The sequence below is a fragment of the Ekhidna sp. genome (assembly GCF_039960695.1).
GTDB lineage: Bacteria > Bacteroidota > Bacteroidia > Cytophagales > Cyclobacteriaceae > Ekhidna.
Genome location: NZ_JBDVKP010000018.1, coordinates 170,983 through 191,361, shown reverse-complemented (window position 1 = coordinate 191,361; position 20,379 = coordinate 170,983). Strand labels below are relative to the sequence as shown.

Annotated in this window: 18 protein-coding genes; 4 read left to right on the top strand and 14 right to left on the bottom strand. The window is 38.1% G+C overall.

What is annotated here, in order from left to right:
- Positions 1–58: 58 nt before the first annotated feature.
- The 4 genes from ybeY to ABJG98_RS10865 are packed head-to-tail and all read right to left on the bottom strand — an operon-like array spanning position 59 to position 4,650.
- Positions 59–481: an rRNA maturation RNase YbeY gene (ybeY, locus tag ABJG98_RS10880; protein ID WP_348279541.1), complete on the bottom strand. Its 423-nt coding sequence runs from the start codon at positions 479–481 to the stop codon at positions 59–61.
- On the bottom strand, positions 482–883 hold the full coding sequence (locus tag ABJG98_RS10875) for an ATP-binding protein (RefSeq protein WP_348280093.1): 402 nt from the start codon (positions 881–883) through the stop codon (positions 482–484).
- The gene (locus tag ABJG98_RS10870; protein ID WP_348279540.1) at positions 879–4,253 is read right to left on the bottom strand and encodes a DUF4175 family protein; all 3,375 of its coding nucleotides are present in this window, start codon (positions 4,251–4,253) and stop codon (positions 879–881) included. Before ABJG98_RS10870 ends, ABJG98_RS10875 begins: the two co-directional genes overlap by 5 nt.
- A gap of 40 nt (positions 4,254–4,293) precedes the next feature.
- On the bottom strand, positions 4,294–4,650 hold the full coding sequence (locus tag ABJG98_RS10865) for a hypothetical protein (protein ID WP_348279539.1): 357 nt from the start codon (positions 4,648–4,650) through the stop codon (positions 4,294–4,296).
- A gap of 22 nt (positions 4,651–4,672) precedes the next feature.
- Between ABJG98_RS10865 and ABJG98_RS10860 the strand changes: the two genes are divergently transcribed.
- Positions 4,673–5,338, top strand: coding sequence for a phosphoribosyltransferase family protein (locus tag ABJG98_RS10860; protein WP_348279538.1), 666 nt, complete (start codon positions 4,673–4,675; stop codon positions 5,336–5,338).
- 51 nt (positions 5,339–5,389) lie between these two features.
- Here the strand turns inward: ABJG98_RS10860 and gldJ are convergent, their stop codons facing one another.
- Positions 5,390–6,664, bottom strand: coding sequence for a gliding motility lipoprotein GldJ (gldJ, locus tag ABJG98_RS10855; protein WP_348280092.1), 1,275 nt, complete (start codon positions 6,662–6,664; stop codon positions 5,390–5,392).
- Between the two features lie 208 nt (positions 6,665–6,872).
- Positions 6,873–10,232: a transcription-repair coupling factor gene (gene mfd, locus ABJG98_RS10850; RefSeq protein WP_348280091.1), complete on the bottom strand. Its 3,360-nt coding sequence runs from the start codon at positions 10,230–10,232 to the stop codon at positions 6,873–6,875.
- 351 nt (positions 10,233–10,583) lie between these two features.
- Between mfd and ABJG98_RS10845 the strand changes: the two genes are divergently transcribed.
- The gene (locus ABJG98_RS10845) at positions 10,584–11,351 is read left to right on the top strand and encodes a S1/P1 nuclease (RefSeq protein ID WP_348279537.1); all 768 of its coding nucleotides are present in this window, start codon (positions 10,584–10,586) and stop codon (positions 11,349–11,351) included.
- Here the strand turns inward: ABJG98_RS10845 and ABJG98_RS10840 are convergent.
- Entirely contained in the window at positions 11,348–11,806 is a 459-nt protein-coding gene (locus tag ABJG98_RS10840; protein WP_348279536.1) for a hypothetical protein, read from the bottom strand. The two genes, ABJG98_RS10845 and ABJG98_RS10840, sit on opposite strands and share 4 nt — an antisense overlap.
- 91 nt (positions 11,807–11,897) lie before the next feature.
- Between ABJG98_RS10840 and ABJG98_RS10835 the strand changes: the two genes are divergently transcribed.
- A complete protein-coding gene (locus ABJG98_RS10835) occupies positions 11,898–13,400 on the top strand; it encodes a DUF4301 family protein (RefSeq protein ID WP_348279535.1) in 1,503 nt (500 codons plus the stop codon).
- On the opposite strand, the gene ABJG98_RS10830 is transcribed toward ABJG98_RS10835, so the two are convergent.
- The 7 genes from ABJG98_RS10830 to ABJG98_RS10800 all read right to left on the bottom strand — a co-directional run bounded on the left by ABJG98_RS10830 (position 13,397) and on the right by ABJG98_RS10800 (position 19,574).
- Positions 13,397–13,759 carry a response regulator gene (locus ABJG98_RS10830; protein WP_348279534.1) on the bottom strand — a complete coding sequence of 121 codons (363 nt, stop codon included), beginning with the start codon at positions 13,757–13,759 and terminating at the stop codon, positions 13,397–13,399. The genes ABJG98_RS10835 and ABJG98_RS10830 overlap by 4 nt on opposite strands.
- The gene (locus ABJG98_RS10825) at positions 13,756–15,015 is read right to left on the bottom strand and encodes an ATP-binding protein (RefSeq protein WP_348279533.1); all 1,260 of its coding nucleotides are present in this window, start codon (positions 15,013–15,015) and stop codon (positions 13,756–13,758) included. The genes ABJG98_RS10830 and ABJG98_RS10825 overlap by 4 nt, the downstream gene beginning before the upstream one ends.
- 38 nt (positions 15,016–15,053) lie before the next feature.
- The gene (locus ABJG98_RS10820) at positions 15,054–15,605 is read right to left on the bottom strand and encodes a hypothetical protein (protein WP_348279532.1); all 552 of its coding nucleotides are present in this window, start codon (positions 15,603–15,605) and stop codon (positions 15,054–15,056) included.
- A gap of 111 nt (positions 15,606–15,716) precedes the next feature.
- Positions 15,717–16,277, bottom strand: coding sequence for a hypothetical protein (locus tag ABJG98_RS10815; RefSeq protein WP_348279531.1), 561 nt, complete (start codon positions 16,275–16,277; stop codon positions 15,717–15,719).
- Positions 16,261–18,441, bottom strand: a complete 2,181-nt coding sequence (rnr, locus tag ABJG98_RS10810; protein ID WP_348279530.1) for a ribonuclease R — start codon at positions 18,439–18,441, stop codon at positions 16,261–16,263. Before rnr ends, ABJG98_RS10815 begins: the two co-directional genes overlap by 17 nt.
- A 21-nt stretch (positions 18,442–18,462) precedes the next feature.
- On the bottom strand, positions 18,463–19,185 hold the full coding sequence (locus ABJG98_RS10805; protein ID WP_348279529.1) for a 3'-5' exonuclease: 723 nt from the start codon (positions 19,183–19,185) through the stop codon (positions 18,463–18,465).
- Entirely contained in the window at positions 19,185–19,574 is a 390-nt protein-coding gene (locus ABJG98_RS10800) for a hypothetical protein (RefSeq protein ID WP_348279528.1), read from the bottom strand. Before ABJG98_RS10800 ends, ABJG98_RS10805 begins: the two co-directional genes overlap by 1 nt.
- A 103-nt stretch (positions 19,575–19,677) precedes the next feature.
- Here ABJG98_RS10800 and ABJG98_RS10795 point away from each other — a divergent pair, with 103 nt between their 5' ends.
- The gene (locus ABJG98_RS10795) at positions 19,678–20,379 is read left to right on the top strand and encodes a hypothetical protein (RefSeq protein ID WP_348279527.1); all 702 of its coding nucleotides are present in this window, start codon (positions 19,678–19,680) and stop codon (positions 20,377–20,379) included.

Here is a 20,379-nt window from a genome sequence, read left to right as displayed (position 1 = left end):
ATGATGTTTCACGTGGAACTAAAGCACCGGAGCCATCCCCCATGTTTCACGTGAAACGTTAAATTTTCAGCAAAGATAAACAGGCGTTTTCTTTTTCTCTCATCAAAGCCTTTTCCTTAGGGGTTTTATCATTAAAGCCAATGAGATGAAGGACGCCATGAATCATAACACGATACAATTCGTCATTTAACGCGACTGATTGCTTCTTAGCATTTTCCTTTACTCGATCAATGCTAATAAAAATGTCTGATTCAATCTTATTGGTTTCATCTGAGTTATCGAAAGTGATAATGTCAGTGTAGTAGTCATGATTCAGATGTTCTTTATTTAGTTCGAGCAGATATTGGTCTGAGCAAAAAATGTAGTTGAGTATCTCAAGATCGAATTGATACGAATGAATTATATCTAGAATCCAGTCCGTAAGATGTTTTTCTTTTGTGATTTGGAAGTTTACATCTTCGTTGAAGTAATGGATATTCATTTAGGAAAGGTAGAAGCTCAGCTCGGCAATTCTTCCATCTTTCTTGAATGAAACTTCATCACAGAGGTTTTTCATAAGAAATATTCCTCGTCCACCTGGTTTGCTTAAGTTTTCCGGTAAAGTAGGGTCTGCCAGGTTTGTATAGTCGAACCCAGAACCTTCGTCTTCAACGGTAAACTTGATTAATGATTCCTCTAAAGCAAGCTGAAGGTGCACGTTTTTTTTGCTATCAGATTGATTTCCATGAACGATTGCATTGTTTACAGATTCTGTAACTGCAATCATGATGTTACCATAGATGTCATCGTTTAGCTTGAACTGATCTTTGGCATTATCAATAAAGCTTTCTACAATCCTGATGTTTTCAGGAAGTGATGGAATTTGTATTTGAATGTTATCAATCATTCTCTTCGTCTGAACTTAAGCGTCTAAAATAGTCGTTTACTTCTTTTTTATAAAATGGATTTAATCCGATTGGAATAGTTTTTAGCAATTCGATCTCTTTTTTCTTGAGTTCCAGGTACTTTTCAAAACCTGGGGGTATTTCCCTTGAAATTACCGAAGGTTTATTTGCTTCTCTCTCTTCATCCATTTCCTGATCTCTTTGAGCTTTTTCTGCCTCAAGCATTCGAGTAACTATTTGCTTTTGGCGATTTATTAACTGCTGGGTTAGCCTTTTGTTTACCAAGTCCACTTCATTTTGTTCCATCATGTCAATTGCTCGTTTCATTTCACTCCCACCTAGTCCTCCACCGGGTTTCCCATCCTGTGCTTCCTTGAGCATTTCAAGCTGCCGGCGAATCATTTCTTGCTCCGCAGCAAGTCTTGCTAATTCTTCAGAAAGCTCTCTGCCCGACTTTCCAGATCCTTTTAATTCGTTGATTCTTTCACCAAGTTGATTTTGTAACTCTTGAAGATCGGGCATTCCTTGCTGTTGCTTCTTATCACCGGAGCTAGAATTACCCATAGCCTCAGACATTGACATTTGCATTTGTTGCATAGTATCATCTAAGAGTAATGCCAGGTTGTTGATTGATGTCATTGCAAATTGTTGACTTGAAAGTGCTCTACCCCTATTTCTGTCTTTCAAGTAATCGATTGCTTCATCAATATTTTCATTTATTGAACCGACTTCACGAGTGACAAATGAGGATATCTGCACCACCTTAGAAGCAAGTGAAAGTAGGCTATCTTGAATGACCTTCGCATCGTCCTTCAACTTGAGTTGATTTTGAGAAAGTTCTAAGAATCGCGGGTCTGATTGATTCACTTCTCTCATTTCTAGCATGATATCCTCTTGATTGAAGGAAAGCTTCACAAGATTGTCCAGAATATCTCTTAACTGATCTAGATTGGCCTGCATCATTTCCATTTGCATACCTCCTTGCATTTTTGATAATTTCTTGCTCAGATTCTTCATCTTCTGAGCTGCACTTTTTTGTTTTTGTTTGGTGCTTTGTGATGGCTTCTGAGTTGAATCTTTCTGATCCTGTCCTTCTTGTTGCTCACCCTCTTGCTGTTCTTGCTGTTCACTGTCAGAATTCTTTTCACTTTCTGACTTTTCACGTTCCTTATCCATTTGCTCCATGATTTCCCGAAGCTCTTTAGAAATCTGCCTTTCCTCTAATTCAAAGTCCTCCATTGCTTCTGGACGTTTCAGCTCTTGATTTAACTCTTGAATCTCATCCATCTTGTCCCTGAACTCATTGAATTCTTTGTTTATTTCCTCTTGTTCTTGAGAGTTTTCAGAGCTCTGGGATGCATCTTCTTGTTTTTGACTAAGAGTATCTAGTTTTTGGAGGTTTTGTTCCAGCGCACTTTCCATTTTGAGCCTTTTGAATAATTCCATTGCTCGCTCGAGATCCCGCTCCAGATTTTGTTCATTTTTCTTCAGTTGATTCAGTTGCTGACTAATTTGATCGGATGGAGCATTTTCTTTCATCAATTCCTTGAGTTTTTCATATAGCTCTCGAGTCTTATCATCCATAAGTTGCTCCAAAAGCTCTTGCATCTTCTGGTTTTTCTCTTCTGTTTGAGGACTCTGTTTTTGAAATTGTTTGTTTGCTTTCAAAAGTTCTTCGTGCTGTTTCTTTAGTTTTTCAATGTCATTTGCTAGTTTCTCTCGATCTTCGATTACATCATTTAGCATTTTCTTTTCTTGCCAATCAAATTTTTGCTCAGATTTTAATTTTTCCTCCAATTCTTCCAGTCTATCTGCTATTTCTTCAGCCTTTTTTTCCGTACTGTCAAGCTGATCTTCAACATTATCCTGCTTGTCAGAAATAAGTGAATTAATTTCATCTTCGCTTGGAGCTCTCAGAAGGAAAGTGCTGGCCTTGGATTCTTTTGGCCCTTGAACACCATCGTTGTCCAATACGGACATATACAATTCAATTGATTCACCTACTTTCAAATCAAGCGTATCCAAGGTCCAGTGAGCGTAGTAGCTTTGACTTCCAGTATTTTTATTAATATCAAGTGAAATTCTGGTGTATTTGCTTTGTTTGTTTTTACGGTAATTAAGGTTTAATCCTGTAAACCCGTAATCGTCGGAAATTGAGCCAGCGATGGTAATTGACTGATAGGTGATTGAATCTGGAAAGTATTGAGCTACTATTTCAGGATACTCATCTTTAATGACGTTAATGGAATATCCTAATTCTGACTTATTTTGACTGTATCTGTTAAACAAATCAATTTGGTATCCACCATCTTTCAACATTCGCTCTTCAAACACAAACTCTGTTTCGTTAATTCTAGAGATATTATTTTCTTTTCCATTTAAAACAAATCTTGCGCTATCTGTAGCAAGTGTATTTATCTCCCATATAACGGAAGAGCCTTCCAAGAGCATTAAGTCACCTGAGTTTTCAATTGTCCGCCTTTTCCCACCTGTGTAATCGGGTTCAGAAACCCTAATAAGCATAGACACTAGGTCGGGCCGATCGTTCACATCTATTTTGAATGATTTTGATTGGAATCCAGCTGCCTCAATGAGAAATTCTTTCGGAGATTGAATCTTTGGAAACAAATAGGTAAAACTATTATTGGAAAGGTTTAAGGAGCGAGAAGTATTTTCTCCTGCAACTAAAATTTTAGCGGATTGGGGCATCTGTTCGCCTTCTATTCGCATTTGAAGAACAAAATCCTCCCCTCTAAATCCCTTGAGATCTTTATTCAATAGAATAAACTGAAATGGGGCTTTAGGTTTAAATTCTTTTTTGAAGTTCGCAATTCTTTTGGGACTATCAATGATTAATGATGGATTGATAAACGAAACCAGGGTAAAAGCGATGGTTACAAAGAATAGAATGAAACCATATTTTTTTACTGGTTTGAAGTCAACTGCTTGCATAAAAGACATACGGCTAAATTCCTCAGACTTTTTATCAATTGCAGCAGCAAGCAACTCATTTGGTTGATGTCTGCCAAGCTGTAAAGTGTTTAAAAGCTTGTCTTCTATTTCAGGAAAATGTTTTGATATTTCAAAGGCGGCCTCTTCATCACTTAACCCCTTATTAAGTTTAACAAGCATCATTATCGGCAAAAGGAATAGCTGATATGCGGAGATGAGGATAAGAATAAGAAAGCTAAAAAACAGAATGGTTCTGATAGTGACGCCTAGCCAAAATTGATATTCCAGACTACTGACTCCTAGAAATACGATTGAGTTAATTATTAGGAAACCCAGTATACCCAGTACTATCTGCCTGATATAATACCGTCTTTTGAAGTATTCTAGTTTACTTTTTATTTCTACTAACCCACTCATTGTTCGATTGTAAACGGACAATAACCATCAAAGGTGCATGTTACCAATCAATTTCTTTCTTGAAATACTCTAAAATCTGAATTTTTAACAACTTTTCCTGTTCTATCAGGTCAAACCGAGGAAGTTTTTTAGCCAATCTCCAATGAGGCCAACCTTCTTGATCATGTCCTTCCAAAACATAATAACCAGCCAATGATAGAACTTTGCAAATGGCAATATGAAGCACATCTTGTTTTTCTTCTTTGGAAAAAGATTTTGCTCCCATTCCTAATTCCTGTACGCCTATTAAGAAAAGAACAGCATTTAGATCAGCTGGCCGATTTCCAGTCAGTTCCTTAATTTTGTAAAGTAATTCCACCCAAGATTTTTGCAAATCAAGATCTTTTTTATAAACCATTATTTATAAATATTTTCATAGAGTGCTTAGAGACTTTATTTCATTAATCTTTCCTAGAAACTGTCTGAATTGCGAGCAGTCGCTGATATCTGAAGAGCATTACTTATGCACAGCTTGCAAAATAGATCTTCCATTAACCAATGATTATTCGAATCCATCAAATCAGTTGTATCAGAAATTTGCGTTTGAACCAAAAATTAAATCCGCGACATCATTTCTTTATTTTCAAAGAAAAGGAATTACTCAAAAACTATTACATGAATTAAAATACAAAGAAAAGAAGGAACTAGGAATACTTCTAGGCGCATGGTTTGCACCATCTCTCCAAGGGATCAATATAGACATTGTTATACCTGTCCCACTGCATAAGTCTAAATTTCGTAAGCGTACATACAATCAAAGTGAATTGATTGCAAAAGGCATATCAGAGAATTTTAATCTTGAAATTCGGAAGGATGTCATTAGACGAGAGGTTGCTACCCAATCTCAGACAAAAAAGTCAAAAGCAAATCGTTGGATAAATATGGAAAACGTTTATTCAAAATCTACATGTGATCTATCAGGTCACTCAGTGCTGGTAGTTGATGACGTGATTACCACAGGCGCAACTGTTGGAATGCTATGTCAGCGTCTTGTAGAGTCGAATGTTAAAGAAATACATATTGCCTGTTTGGCGAGAGGAAAATAAAAAAGCCACCCATTCTTGGGTGGCCTTTGAAAAATTTTGTGAGGTAATATTTTAGAAATTAGATCCTGCTCTTATCATTGCACATCTAAAACCAATCGTAGATGTTGCTGAATCTTCAAAAAGGAATCTTCTAGTTCCTGGTGATAGCCAATAAGCTACATCAGACCATGATCCTCCTTTATATACTCTTAATCTCTTCATTGGAGGATTGTCGGCATTGTAAGATTTCTGAAGACCAGAAGTTCTCACCCAATCTTCTTCCGAATATGCAGCTTCTCTTCCTATGAAAGAGTAGTCCGCATCGTAGCCAGTTTCTTCATCAAGAACAGCATCTCTTCGTGCTGGGTTAAGATCATCCATGTCCTGGAATGAAAGAGGTCGGTACACATCTTGAACCCACTCGTTTACATTACCAGCCATATTATAAAGTCCGAAATCATTTGGTGGATAGTCGTATATGTATGTGGTAATCATGGCACCATCATTCAGCTTGCCTGCAATACCTGCATAGTCACCGTTACCTCTTTTGAAGTTAGCAAGGAAGTAACCCATGCTTTTTCCATAGGGATTTCTCAACGCATGACCATCCCAAGGATAAAGTCTTCTATGAGTTTGATTTTCATCTAACCACTGAGTACCAATTAAGGCTTGAGCAGCATATTCCCACTCTGCTTCTGTTGGTAATCTATAACCCGGAAGCACTACGCCTGAACTTAGACCTGGAGGAGTACCTGCAGATGCGGATAAACCCCCACCTTCAGCACCCGCAAACGCATCGTCACCGGAGGCAACAGGATCTAAGTATCCAGCATCTTCTGCAAGTTTTAAGTTGACCACAGTGGTTCTCCACTTGCAATAGTTGACTGCTTGTCTCCAGTTGACTCCAACTACAGGGAAGTATCTGAATCCAGGATATCTGTAATAACTATTTACATACGGATCATTGAAAGCAAGATCTTTTGCCCAAACCGTAGTATCAGGCATGTTATTTCTCCAATAATATTCGTCTGAATCTTGCTTGATATAGTATTCATACTCCAACCAATGAATATTTGCTACTTCTGTTTCATCCATATAGAATGATGCGACAGTAACAGCTCTTTCAAGGTTATCATGAGCATAAACTACGTCTTCTTCGAAAGAACCAAGTACAGTACGACCACCCTCAATAAAAATTAGGTTTGGTCCATCTGGTTGGCCTCTGAATTCGTTTACTTGAAAACCTCCATCTTGGTTAAATTCCAATCCAGTTGCGGAGCTGGCGAAACCAGGGTTTTCTGCGGAAGGTGCACCACTATTACCTCCAATGAGGTTACATGCACTCATAAAAACTACAGCTAAACAGGCATAACCAGTCATTTTAACTGCTCTCACATAATTTTTCATAACACCGTTTGAATTTGTCTTGAAACGTTTCAACGTACTAATAAACACAAATATTTCAAAAAAGCCATCGTAAGTCAATGGATTTTAGATTAAACCTATTGATCTAATGCCAGATAGCACCTATTTATTGTATTATTTGATGAATATTTCATGTTGTTACCAAAGGTGAGTGCATTTGATTGATAATAACCGTTGCATTTTCAATGGATGCAACGTTTTCTACACTTATCAAAAGTTTGTTTTTCACCTCCTTCATTTTGCTATCGCGTGGATTGGACTTGATGAAACCAAGTACATTTCCGAACCTTTCTGACTGAAAATATTCCGGGGGTTTTTTGTCTGAAATGTAGCACCTCATCTTATTTCCTTTTATCGTAATTTTTTCAAAACCGATGTGCATGGCTTTCCACCGCAAACGAACGGTCTCGGTTAAATTACTTACTCCACTTGGCAATGGACCGAATCGGTCTTTCATCATATGAATAAAATCGATGAGCTCTTTTTCTGATTTTAAGTCGTCTAACCTAGTGTATAGTCCTAGACGTTCAGAAATATTGCTAACATAGCTTTCAGGGATAAGAGCTTCAAAATCGGTTTCTATATTGCAATCCCCAACCATGCTATCTATTACTTCTTTGTTTTTCAACAAGTCGTTTTCGAATAGCTCCTTGTATTCACCTTCTTTTAACTCTTGGACTGCTTCATCGAGAATTTTATGATACATATCAAACCCAATGTCGTTGATAAATCCACTTTGCTCAGCGCCAAGTAAATTTCCTGCGCCACGAATGTCGAGATCGCGCATTGCTACTTTAAATCCGTCTCCGAGATCAGAAAATTCTTCTAAAGTGTTTAGACGCTTTCTGGCGTCACTTGTCAGTGATGAGGCTGGAGGAGTTAGCATAAAACAGTATGCTTTCGTATTTGAACGACCCACTCGACCCCTCATTTGATGCAAATCAGAAAGCCCAAACATATGTGCATTATTTATGATTATGGTATTGGCGTTGGGAATGTCTAATCCGCTTTCAATAATATTTGTTGAAACAAGCACATCGTATTCTCCTTCAATGAATTTCAGCATGACCTTTTCAAGTTGCGGTCCTTCCATTTGACCGTGAGCTATACCAATTCGAGAATTCGGAACAAGTTTGTATATCATATTACCTACTTGCTCAATGTCACTTACTCTATTATGAACCATAAAAACCTGGCCACCTCTACGTATCTCATGACTTACCGCATCACGGATCACTTCTTCATTAAACCCATGAAGCTCTGTTGTTACCGGTCTTCTATTGGGAGGGGGTGTTGATATAATTGAAAGATCCCGAGCCCCCATTAGTGAGAAATGTAATGTTCTAGGAATTGGTGTGGCGGTAAGAGTTAATGCATCAACATTCACGCGCATGTCTTTTAGTCTTTCTTTGACTTTAACACCAAACTTTTGCTCCTCATCTATGATCATAAGTCCAAGATCTTTGAACTCAATGTCTTTATTCACGATTCGATGCGTACCAATAAGAATGTCAATTTTTCCTTCTTTGACTCTCTTCTTGATATCAGTGATCTGCTTAGAAGTTTTGAATCGATTGATATAATCAGTCGTAATTGGCATGTTTTCAAGCCTTGATTCGAATGTTCGGTGATGCTGCATTGCCAGAATAGTTGTTGGAACTAAAACAGCGACCTGTTTTCCACTATTTACAGCTTTAAACGCTGCCCGAATAGCTATTTCAGTCTTTCCAAACCCCACATCCCCACAAACCAATCGATCCATAGGATGTTCCAGTTCCATATCAGCCTTCACATCAGCTGTCGCCATTGACTGGTCTGGTGTATCCTGGTACATAAAGGATGATTCCAACTCTGCTTGCAAGTAATCATCTGGTGGGAAGGCATAGCCTCTTGCTGCTTTCCTTTTGGCGTATAGTTCGATTAGGTCCTTTGCTATGTCCTTAACCTTACGCTTGATTTTCTTTTTCTTGTTTTCCCAATCGGGCGAGCCCAATTTATTAATAGATGGTGGCTCTCCTTCTTTACCTGAATATTTAGAGATTTTGTGCAAAGAATGTAGACTCACATACAATAGATCATCATCTCTATAGACAAGCCGAATGGCTTCTTGTTTATTAGATCCTACATCTACAGTATCCAATCCTGCAAATCGTCCAACTCCGTAATCAATGTGTGTGACAAAGTCACCTGGCTGAAGTGTTTTCAGCTCTTTGAGTGTAAGCGCTTTGCTCTTGGTGAATTTCTCCTTGCCCTTATATCGATGAAACCTGTCAAAGATTTGATGATCTGTGTAAACGCACACCTCTTCATGATCATCTATAAATCCCTCTCTAAGTGAAGCAGTTATACCCTTAAAAGTGATCGATGGGTCAATTTCCTCAAAGATGGTTTCCAACCTTTCGATTTGTTTGAATGACTCAGCTGCAATTAATTTCTGATAATTGTTTTGCTGGAGTTCACGAAGGTTCTCTGCAAGAAGTGAGAAATTCTTATGAAACGATGGCTGAGGACGAGTGGCAAGCGTAAGCTCTTCATCTGGCTGAAGATAAAATCTTTTACCGAACTCAACCTTTGTAAATCCCTCAAGGGAATCAGTGAAAGATTGCTGTGTTTCAAATAGCTGATCAGGCGATGTTATGAGCGTGGAGTCACCACTCATGTCTTTGATAATCTGAAATTGTTCTTCTACTTTATGAAATGACTTATCAATAATATCAAGGGATTGTTGATAATCCTTTAACCATATAGTTGACTCCTTTGGAATGTATTCTAAAAAAGACTGGCGCTCTTCACTTACTAACTTGGTCTGAACATTTGGAATCAATGAGATATGACCCAAGTCTTGGGTTGATAGTTGGCTTTCCGGATCAAACTCCCTTATGGATTCAATTTCATTACCAAATAGCTCTAATCGATATGGAAGCTCGTGGGCATATGAGAAAACATCAATGATCCCACCGCGCACAGAGAATTGACCAGGCTCATAAACAAAATCAGTTTTTTCAAAATCATAGGTGGTTAGCAAATCCGCTAAAAACTCAACATCCAGCTGTTCCCCAGGCCTGGCCGTGAAAGTATTGGAAACTAGCGATCTCTTGTTTATTACTTTTTCAGAAAGTGCTTCAGGATAAGTTATGATTACCAAATGATCTTGATCATTTAGTTCGTTTAATACTTCCGCTCGCTGAAGGATATTTGCATTTTCTATTTCTTCGAAGTGATAAGGTTTCTTATAGGAAGAAGGAAACATGACAAAATCACTTTCTATAAAATTGGACAGATCTGCTTGAAAATAAGAGGCCTCCTCAAAATCATGTAATACTACCAAATGAATTCCGCCGACCGATTTTGAAACAGCTGCAAGTAAAAGCGTATCATAGCTTCCTGATATCCCTTTGAGCCGAAGTTGATTCTTTTTTTGAATGCTCTCCGTGATAGCTCTCACATTTGAGCTTTCCTGATAATTCTTTAGTAATTCTTTTGTGTTCAAACCCACTGTCCAAATTTTTGAAAGGACAAAAATAAACTCTTAAGCCGGACGTAAGGTTTAAAAAATGGTTCCTTATCACGACCAATTGAAATCTGGTGTTTATAGAAGGGAATCCTATGTTTATCTAAAAAATGAACTATTTCAAGATCTGATTGCAACATTTTGAGTGAATAACGGGTATAAAGATCAAAGACTTATAATAAAATAAACTTCAAACGTTTATTTGAAAGACTTTCTTTTAGGTTAGGTTGGTGATTAGGCGTGTACCGTTTTCGGGCACGCCTTCTCTTTTTCATTCTTTCTTGACCATATATTTCTCTTCATTTTTCTAATTACCTCTATTTTTAAAGCATGAAGAAAATTTCGTTTCTAATTCTAGCCTTGATAGTAAGCCTCAAATCTTTTGGTTGGGGAGCTACTGGTCATAGAATTGTTGGATTGATTGCCGAGTATCACTTAAGTAATAAAGCCAAGAAAAATATTGAAAAAGTCCTCGGTTTTGAGACGCTTGCAGAAGTAAGCAACTACATGGATTTCATAAAATCTGATGGTACCTATCGTCATATGTCGCCGTGGCATTATGCAACAATTCCTGACGGGAATACATATGCAGAAATTGGTACTCCAGATGAAGGTGATGTCATTGTCACTATTCAACGCCTCATGAATGAGCTAGGGACAAAGAACTTTACAGATGGAGATGAAGCATTTGCCCTAAAATGTTTGGTGCATTTGATTGGAGATATTCATCAACCACTTCATGTAGGTAGTGGAGAAGACAAAGGAGGGAACGATGAGAAACTGGACTATTTCTGGCAGAGTTCAAATCTGCACCGAGTTTGGGATAGTGAAATGATAGATGGGCAGAAGTATAGTTATACTGAATACGCTAACTTGATAAATCACCCTACGGATAATCAGTTGGCTGCCTGGTCATCACTTGATGTTTTGGAGTGGGCAAAAGAATCAAAAGAGGCGAGGAAGCAATGTTATGTCACGATGCCTGAAGATAAAAAGCTGGGCTACCGATATAATTATGATAATATAGACCTATTAAACCAGCGTTTATTACAAGCAGGCATACGATTGGCCAATGTATTGAATAAGATTTATGGTTAAAGAAGAGTGAGTCGTAGTTTGTTGGCTGCAAGCTCCAGGTCAACAAGTGCCTCAATTGCCATAACTGTTTCCATTGGAACCTTAAGGATTTGTGCAGCATGGTTTACCTGATCACGCTCATCGCTGGCATATTCACCATCAGCACATGACATTCTAATTGCATCATATATAAGCAGCTTGTTGAAATTGGCAAATGACTTTGTATTGAAGTCATGAAAGATTTCCTCTAGATCACCTTCTTCAAAATCATACTCTTCCCAATCAGCAATGATACCTTCGTCGACGCCTACAGCCTTAGCGCACTCAATTGTGAGCCATTCTAATTCTGGTTCAGAAACTTCTCCATCAGAACCTGCAATGGTAAGTAAAGCATATCCGTATTCTCTCCAAGACGACTCTGGAACCATTGTTATTCCGTAAAAGGTGGGGGCAATTTTGAAAATATCTAAGCTCATAACGATTTGGTGGTATAAATTTCACTTCCCAAATTAATTTGTTTTCACCTAAAAGAACAATACGGTTACCGGATTTTACATTTGCAACTCTATGAATACAACCGATATGTTTTCGGAAAAGGATTTAGACCAAATACAGGAACAAGGATTATCTCCTGAATATGTTCAGTCTCAACTGAAACGTTTTAAGAAAGGATTTCCATCAATTGAGCTTAGTGCGCCAGCTACTGTTGAGAAGGGGATAAAAAAATTATTCCAAGAAGAAATGGATTTCTATATTAAAAAATATGAAAAAGCAAAAATTGATGTTCTAAAATTCGTTCCTGCTTCAGGAGCTGCTACACGGATGTTCAAAAACCTTTTTTCATTTTTGGAAAAATTTGATGGAAACCAAAAAACCCTTAATAACATACTAAGAGAGAACAAAAAAGCAGGAAAGTTTTTTACTGAGTTAGATGAGTTTGCTTTTTATAAAGAGCTAAATGAGACATTATTAATCAAGAAGGGCATCTCTGTAGCGGATGCACTGAAAACGAATAAACATAACCTGATCCTGAATGTATTGCTTATGGAATCAGGACTGAATTACGGAAACCTCCCAAAAGGATTATTAAGCTTTCATGAATATGAAGACCATGTAAGAACTGCGGCTCAGGAGCATTTGGCTGAAGGTCTGGATTATACTGCGAAAGACGGCAAAGTTCGTATTCATTTTACCATCTCCCCATCACATAAAAAAGCATTCAATAATCATATTTCACGAAGCATAAAAGAACTGGCATCAAATACAGAAATTTCAGTATCATTTAGCGAGCAATTGTCCGGTACAGATACTATTGCTGCCAAATCAGATTTTGATCTCTTTAGAAATGAAGAAGGCAATCTTTTATTTCGCCCAGCTGGCCATGGCGCACTATTGGAGAATTTGAATAATCAATTTGCAGATCTCATATACATAAAAAACATTGATAATGTGGTCCCGGATCGTTTACGATCCGAAGGAATAAAATACAAAAAGGCTTTAGCTGGAATATTGCTTTACTATCAAGAACAAATCTTCAATCTTTTGAAATCAAAAGAACAAGGACACTTGATTGTTGAGGAAGGAATTGACTTACTTGGAGAATTGGGAATAATTGGGAATTTTTCAGAATCGGATGTTGCGTTTCTGCTAGATCGTCCAATACGAGTTTGCGGAATGGTTAAAAATGAGGGTGAACCAGGAGGAGGACCATTTTGGGTGAAACACAAAGAACGTGTTTCACTTCAAATCGTGGAGTCCGCTCAAGTTAATAAAGCGGACGAGCATCAAGTCTCAATATTTAGGAATGGGATCTACTTTAACCCAGTTGATATTGTCTGCGGAGTAAAAAACCACCGAGGTGAGAAGTACGACCTGTTGGAATACAGAGATGAAGAAGCAGGATTTATTTCAGAAAAAACATACAATGGTCAAAAGTTACTAGCCATGGAGTTGCCAGGTCTATGGAATGGAGGTATGGCTAATTGGAACACTATTTTTGTTGAGGTACCGCTAGTTACCTTTAATCCTGTAAAAACAGTGACGGATCTGTTAAAACCAGCTCACCGTTAGAGCACTTCCTTCAATTTTGTGTCTATTTCGATATAGTCAAAAGGCTTTTTAAATAGGTAATGAATTTTACTTGACTTAATGGCATCATTGATCTGATCTGTAAAATCATACCCAGTAAGTAGAAAGCAGGGGATATCAAGAATATTCGGTTTGACTTGATTAATAAACTCGAGCCCATCCATTCCGGGCATTCGTAAATCACTAATAATTGCGTTAAGTGAGCTTTTATTTTCTTCAACGACTTTCAGGGCATCTTCCGCTGACTCTGCAGTAAGCACATTATAGTCCGTCTCAAACCTTTTTTCAAGAACAAAAAGGTTGATCAACTCATCGTCTACAAATAGAATAGTGTTCTTCATTTTGAAAGAAATGAAATTGTAAATTTAGTTCCCTTCCCTGGTTTAGATGTAACAGTTATTTTACCATTATGTTCTTCTATTATCTTGTAGGTAATAGCTAAGCCTAACCCAGTACCCTTTCCAACAGGCTTAGTAGTAAAAAAGGGATCGCTAATCTTTTTAAGGTTTTCTTTATTTATGCCTTCGCCATCATCGATTATTTCTACAACCACCTTGTCTTTTATTTGTTTAGACTTGACCGTCACTGTTCCATTTTTTCCAATGGCTTGTTCGGCATTTGATAGGATATTCAAAAATGCCTGATGAAGCTTTCCTTCATTTCCCGTAATGACAGGGATATTTTGCGTAAGCTCTTTAACTACCTCACCCTTATACTTCAGCTTTGGTTGCAGCATTACTAGACTGTTATTCAATATTTCATTCAGATTACATTTTTCATCCATTGAATCTGTATGTCTGCTAAAGTGGTTCAGGCTGTTTACAATTACAGTTGCTCGACTGAGTCCTTCTTTTATCACATGGATGCTTGGCGCAGCTTCAAACTTGAGTTCGTTTTCTTCATTTAAACCATCCTCCAAAATCTCAATGCCGCCTTTAATAAAGTTTAGAGGATTGTTGATTTCGTGAGCGACTCCTGCTGAAAGCATTCCCAATGAGGCCATTTTTTCTGACTGGATCAATTTATGAGTAGTATCCTGGAGCTCCTTCATTGAATCTCCAATCTTTTTGTTTTTGATAACAAGCGCATTCCTAAACAAGAATGTATAGATGGACACGATGGTGAAGACAAATGCGGCGCAAAGAATACCATGTTGAACAGATAATGCTTTTGGAAGAAGGTTAGTTGTAAAACCCAAAGAAGTCAGAATAAACATTGCGACTAAAGAAATACCAGAAAGAGCCATAAAAAAGTATCTATCTATAATTGGACGATAGAAAAACGCAAGTAAGGGAGGGATCACAAATTCGAGTAAGCCAGATGACAACACTCCTCCTGTATAGTAAACCTGGTTGAAGAATGCCAGGAGTGCGGTAGTAATCGACAATCGAAATAAAGTGACTAGTCCAATCTGGGAAAGGAATGATAAAAGACCATAAAGCGAGAAAAGAATAAACGCTCCATACGTCGGGATATATAGTTTGGGAAGATCAGCCATGTAATAGTAGGTTCCAAAAACTAATGTGGAAACATATGCTGACATCATAAGGAACAAGTAGAACCCTTGCTCTCTGTTTAAATACTTAATGGCGACCAAATGCGGTTTTTTTCGGGTGATTAAAATTGATTCTTTAATTAAGCAGCTTTAGCACTCTTAACCGCTTCTTCGAGTAATGTATAAACTTCATTTATTTCAGGTGTTGGTTCAGACTGTTCGGATTTTAAACGAAACAGGATAACCTCTTCCTTAGTAATGAGATGAATTTTGATAGAAATTAAGTACTCTTCTACAGAGTTTCTTGCCGCAGTAGTATACTCATCAATAAACTCGGATTCCATCGTAATTGTAGAAATCATTTTTAATGATTGATCTTCCTGATAGTAGGTACCTATGATAGCGGTAAAAGTTTTTGCATTGAGATCAATGGTCAGGTTTGATTTTTTGGTGAAATAGATGCGCTTTATCATTATGGCTCCTAGCACACCAGCTAGCAGGAATATGCCATAAACGAGACCAGCGGCAAAGACAGGAACGGAAAGAAAAAGGGTTACAAATAAAAGAACAATGGCGCCCATATAAGCGATTCTTCTTTTGAATATGACTTTGCTGCCATCCTTCACACGAAAGGAATAGCCATTTTCTTCAAGGAAGTGGATGGCTTCCCTACTTAGATTAGGTGATTTCATGATTAAGTGGTTTTGATCAGCCCTAAAGCTGATTTCAATCTTAACCTAATATTCCCTAAAAGCACAAGTGTTAGCTCCTTTTTCGATAAATAGAAAATTGGAGAAGGTGGATCATTCTACTTGTGAATGAAGTGTTGGCTTTCTGTTTCGAAGCACAGATTCCAGAAAATCGTGCACCTCGTTAGCTTCTTTAGAAGGCTTTTCATGATCGGCGATCAGTTTGAAAAGGGGTATTATTTGTTGCTGGTCAATTTCTAACCCAATCGTAATTTGATATTCTTTGCTAGTGCTCTTAAACGCACTGGAGTATTCATCTACAAACTTCGAATGTGTGTACACACCCATGATTTCGTTAAATCCTTTTGTGATCTTACTCTCACCTTCGTTGATTTTTAATACTTCCTGAGCAATATCTATTTTCAGCTGGGACTTACCCTTGCTTCGTTTTACAATAGGAGCAAATATGAAAAGGCTCAAAAGCAATGCTCCGATCCCCAAAAATAGATTGTAAATCATCAGAGCAATGACGAGGAGCGTAGTGATCATCAGAATGATTGTTAATCCAATGCTATCAATAGCTGAGTGTTTGAAAACATGTTGATTGTCATGCGTTTTGTACGAGTAGCCATTGTACTCGAGCATGTCCTGGGCTTTTTTACTTAGTATCATCATTTACCAATTCCAAATCAATGGTCCTACGATCAATATCTGTCTTGGCTACCAATACCTTGAGTTTATCTCCCAGTGTAATGATTCTCTTATTATTCCTCCCAATTACACGCATCTGCTTTTCATCAAACTCATAGAAGTCATCGTCCAAATCTGCCATTCGGATCATCCCTTCACATTTGGTCTGTATGATTTCGACAAAGATTCCCCATTCAGTTACACCAGAAACAATTCCTTCAAATGCCTGACCAAGCATGGTTGCCATAAACTCAACTTGTTTGTACTTGATAGACGCGCGCTCTGCATCTGCCGCACGTTTTTCTCGTTCAGAGGAATGCAAACATAGTGGCTCATACTCTTCGTTACCTACATTTTTTCCGTCCTGTAAATAATGCTCGAGAAGGCGATGCACCATTACATCTGGATATCTTCGAATCGGGGAGGTAAAATGAGTGTAGTGATCAAATGCTAAACCGAAATGGCCCCTGGGATCGGTCGTATACTTGGCTTTTGCCATCGATCGGATAGCTAAGGATTCCAGAACATTTTGCTCAGGTTTCCCTTCGATATTTTCCATAAGCTTGTTCAAGCCGTGAGAAACATTTCCACCAGTATCAATCTTATGCCCAAACCTCGCCGCAAATGAGGCAAAGGTGCTGAGCTTTTCTGGATCCGGATCGTCGTGTACCCGATATACGAATGTTTTACTTCCCTCTTCTTTTCCCTTCTCTTTCCACCTGAAGATATGCGTTGCTACTTCCTTGTTGGCCAACAGCATAAATTCTTCAATCATTTTGTGCGCGTCTTTTCTTTCTTTAGGAATCACTTCCAGAGGCTTACCGTTTTCATCGAGATTGAATTTTACTTCTACAGTTTCAAAGTTTACTGCGCCTTGCTGGAAACGTTTCTTTCGAAGCTTTTTCGCAATATTATTGAGCGTGACCACCTCTTTGGTAAAGTCACTATCTAATCCTTCGATGCGCTCTTGTGCTTCCTCATAAGTAAACCTTCGATCGGAATTAATGACGGTTCTACCAAACCACTTCTTAGAAACAGCTCCTTTCGTATCTATTTCGAATACTGCCGAAAAAGTCAGCTTTTCTTCTTTTGGGCGTAAGGAACAAAGGCCATTGGATAGTCTTTCCGGAAGCATTGGGATGGTTCGATCAACCAGATATACTGATGTTGCCCGATCAATTGCTTCTTTGTCAAGCTCACTTCCTTCGTCTACATAGTGAGAAACGTCGGCAATATGAATACCTATTTCGAATTTGTCTTTTTCAATTTCTTTGATCGAGAGAGCATCATCAAAATCTTTCGCATCGTGCGGATCAACAGTGAAAGTGGTAATGTCTCTAAAATCCCGACGTTTTTTGATTTCGTCTTTCGTAATTAAGTCTGGAATCTGATCTGCGGCCTTTTCGATCTTTTTAGGAAAGCGAAATGGCAAGCCAAACTCTGCCATGATAGAGTGAATCTCTGCTTCATTTTCTCCGGCCTGTCCAAGCACTTCAGTCACAGTTCCAAGCGGACTTCTGTTTTTTGCGTCGTGCCATTTGTCTATTTTGACCATCACCTTATCATTGGCCTTGGCTTTCCCAATTTTCTCTGGATAGACCATAATATCAAAGTGAATGTTTCGGCTATCAGGTACAACGAACGAGAATTTTTGAGAGATCTCAATTTTTCCCACAAACTCGTCCCGATTTCTTTTGAGAATTGTGATCACTTTACCTTCCGGGCGATAGCCTTTGCCGGAGGGTTTAGTAACAATCACATTGACTAAATCTCCATGTACTGCAAAATTTAAATCAGTTGTCTTTATCCATATATCTTCGTCCTGATCGGGCGTTACCACGTAAGCAAAATTTGGGTTGACGTGATCGACAGTACCCTGTATGTATTCACTTTCAGCGTTTGTAACAAATCGACCATCACTGAGTCTTCTGATTTTATCGTTGCTTTCCAGGCTGAATAGCTGGCTTTTCAAATAGTCTTTTGATTTTTTATCTCGTAGTTGAAGCTTTCGAATGAGCTCTCTATATCCATATGACTTTCCATCATTTAATGTGAAAATCTCATGGAGTTTGCTTTTGATTTGTTTTACGTGATTTGGTTGTTGTTTGGAACGCGATCCTAGTTTTTTGTTTCTTTTCTTTTTACTCATTGTTTTAGTGTGACCGTGCGGTCATTTTACGATGTTTATCTGATCTGGATCGATCAGTGGTAAGTTGTTGAGACGGAGGTAGAGCTGTGCCGTAGCTATTACGTCTTTCTGACAATATTGCTCAACTTTCTTTAACCCATCATTTTCTTCATAATATGTTTTTGTCACCATTGAGCCATCCAATTCTGTTTTGCTGGATGGAATCCCAAAGATGTTTGTCAGTAAATCAAGAGACGTAAAGCTTTTCCAGTCTCCGAACTTCCAGAGTTCCATCGTGTCTATGTGATTGACTTCCCATGGTTTTTTCCCGGTCAAGTTTAGTGACCAGGGAATTTTTATGTCATTGATCAGCATCCTTCTGCACAAGTAAGGAAAATCGAATTCTTTCCCATTGTGAGCGCAGAGTTTTAGATTATCCTGATCAAATTTTGATTCTATAAAATTTTTAAATTCTGTTAATAATTCTTTTTCGTTATCAGAAGCAATTGATTTTATGCGTAAAGCTGGCTTTCCTTTAAGCTCGTGATAAAATGCCATCCCAATTACAATGATTTTGCCAAATTCAGCATAAATAGCTGCTCGATCACTGTAAAGTTCTTCGGGCGTTTTTTCATCTGACTTTCGAATAAAACCAGCTTTATGCTCCCAGTGTTTTCGCAGAGCAGGGGACAATTGCTCTATGTCTTCGTTGCCTGAGACGGTTTCAATATCGATGATTAGGAAATCTTGAAAATGGTTATGCATCAATCATGCAAGATACCTTTCATTTTCAACTCTTCAATGAAGGTGAGGTTATCTTCAATGATGGAGTCAGGCACAAAGATAAACTTTTTATCATACACCTGCTCGTCAATAAAATAGCTGACCCAATATTCGTTATTTAGATGAAATACTGACTCATCAATTGGTTCGATTAATGCATACTCGCCTGAATCAACATATGGTATCATGTGGCGGAGTACTGAAGTTTTTTGTGTTTCTGTTTTAGTCTCCCCATACCCGCGGGAAGTGACCATCACATTTTCCAGCGTCATTTTGTTTCTATTGATAAGAAAGACTCTCCAGCTATCATTATCCTTCGCAATTACAACATGAACATTCTTCACGGGCGAAAAATCTATGTCTTTTTTCACAAACTTTTTCTGATTTTATTTTTAATCACCTTATGGCCTACATCTCTTAGTTTTGCAGACTGAGATATTCAGCAATTTTGGTCACAATCACTATTTTAGGCAAATGAATCAAAACAACCCTCAAAAGGAAAGAATTTTTCCTTTTGTCTGGCCTTGGAGAGGAGCTAACAATCAACACCTTTCTTTTTCGGAATTAATAAAAGGAAAGGCTTTTACGATTCTCTACTTAATAACAATTTGGACAGTAATTGCTATCCTTGGTTTTGCCTCTACTAGAAATTGTGAAGGAACCTGGCAACTTGCTCTGCAATGTGAATATGCCTTTTGGGTAAAGAACCTAACGGAGGCACCACTCATATTTCTACGAAATCTTTTGACCACTCCATTTTTGCATAATGGGCTTGATCACATATTGTTTGTTTCAGTTTTGGGCTTTTTGTTGATTGTTCAATCACACGAAGCTGTGTTTGGATCAAAGAAAACAGCGTTGATATTTCTTTCATCTTATGTGACAGTAGCTCCATTTTTTGCAGTTTTCTATACAGTAGGAATTGACTTTTTCCCTGATAGTGAATTCATGAATTTCGCTTTCGTAAGAAATTGGCTTGGAGGCTCAATCGGAATGTTTCAAGTATACGGAGCGCTGGCGACGGTGAGTAGGAAGCGCTGGGTAATGCTAAGTATTCCAGTCATTTTTGAACTATTCAACTTAATAGTCTTGGGAATTGATCTTCACATATCATTGATGCATGTGATGGCAACTTTCCTTGGGTTTGGTATTTCTCTTTGGTTGGTGAAAAAGTAG

Bases quoted from the DNA above. Each gene is read 5' to 3' on its own strand.
- rnr (WP_348279530.1), bottom strand. From the start codon at position 18,441: ATGAGTAAAAAGAAAAGAAACAAAAAACTAGGATCGCGTTCCAAACAA.
- ABJG98_RS10795 (WP_348279527.1), top strand. From the start codon at position 19,678: ATGAATCAAAACAACCCTCAAAAGGAAAGAATTTTTCCTTTTGTCTGG.
- gldJ (WP_348280092.1), bottom strand. From the start codon at position 6,664: ATGAGTGCATGTAACCTCATTGGAGGTAATAGTGGTGCACCTTCCGCA.
- ABJG98_RS10835 (WP_348279535.1), top strand. From the start codon at position 11,898: ATGAATACAACCGATATGTTTTCGGAAAAGGATTTAGACCAAATACAG.
- ABJG98_RS10845 (WP_348279537.1), top strand. From the start codon at position 10,584: ATGAAGAAAATTTCGTTTCTAATTCTAGCCTTGATAGTAAGCCTCAAA.
- ABJG98_RS10805 (WP_348279529.1), bottom strand. From the start codon at position 19,185: ATGCATAACCATTTTCAAGATTTCCTAATCATCGATATTGAAACCGTC.
- ybeY (WP_348279541.1), bottom strand. From the start codon at position 481: ATGAATATCCATTACTTCAACGAAGATGTAAACTTCCAAATCACAAAA.
- ABJG98_RS10830 (WP_348279534.1), bottom strand. From the start codon at position 13,759: ATGAAGAACACTATTCTATTTGTAGACGATGAGTTGATCAACCTTTTT.
- ABJG98_RS10815 (WP_348279531.1), bottom strand. From the start codon at position 16,277: ATGATGATACTAAGTAAAAAAGCCCAGGACATGCTCGAGTACAATGGC.
- ABJG98_RS10820 (WP_348279532.1), bottom strand. From the start codon at position 15,605: ATGAAATCACCTAATCTAAGTAGGGAAGCCATCCACTTCCTTGAAGAA.
- ABJG98_RS10840 (WP_348279536.1), bottom strand. From the start codon at position 11,806: ATGAGCTTAGATATTTTCAAAATTGCCCCCACCTTTTACGGAATAACA.
- ABJG98_RS10865 (WP_348279539.1), bottom strand. From the start codon at position 4,650: ATGGTTTATAAAAAAGATCTTGATTTGCAAAAATCTTGGGTGGAATTA.
- ABJG98_RS10870 (WP_348279540.1), bottom strand. From the start codon at position 4,253: ATGAGTGGGTTAGTAGAAATAAAAAGTAAACTAGAATACTTCAAAAGA.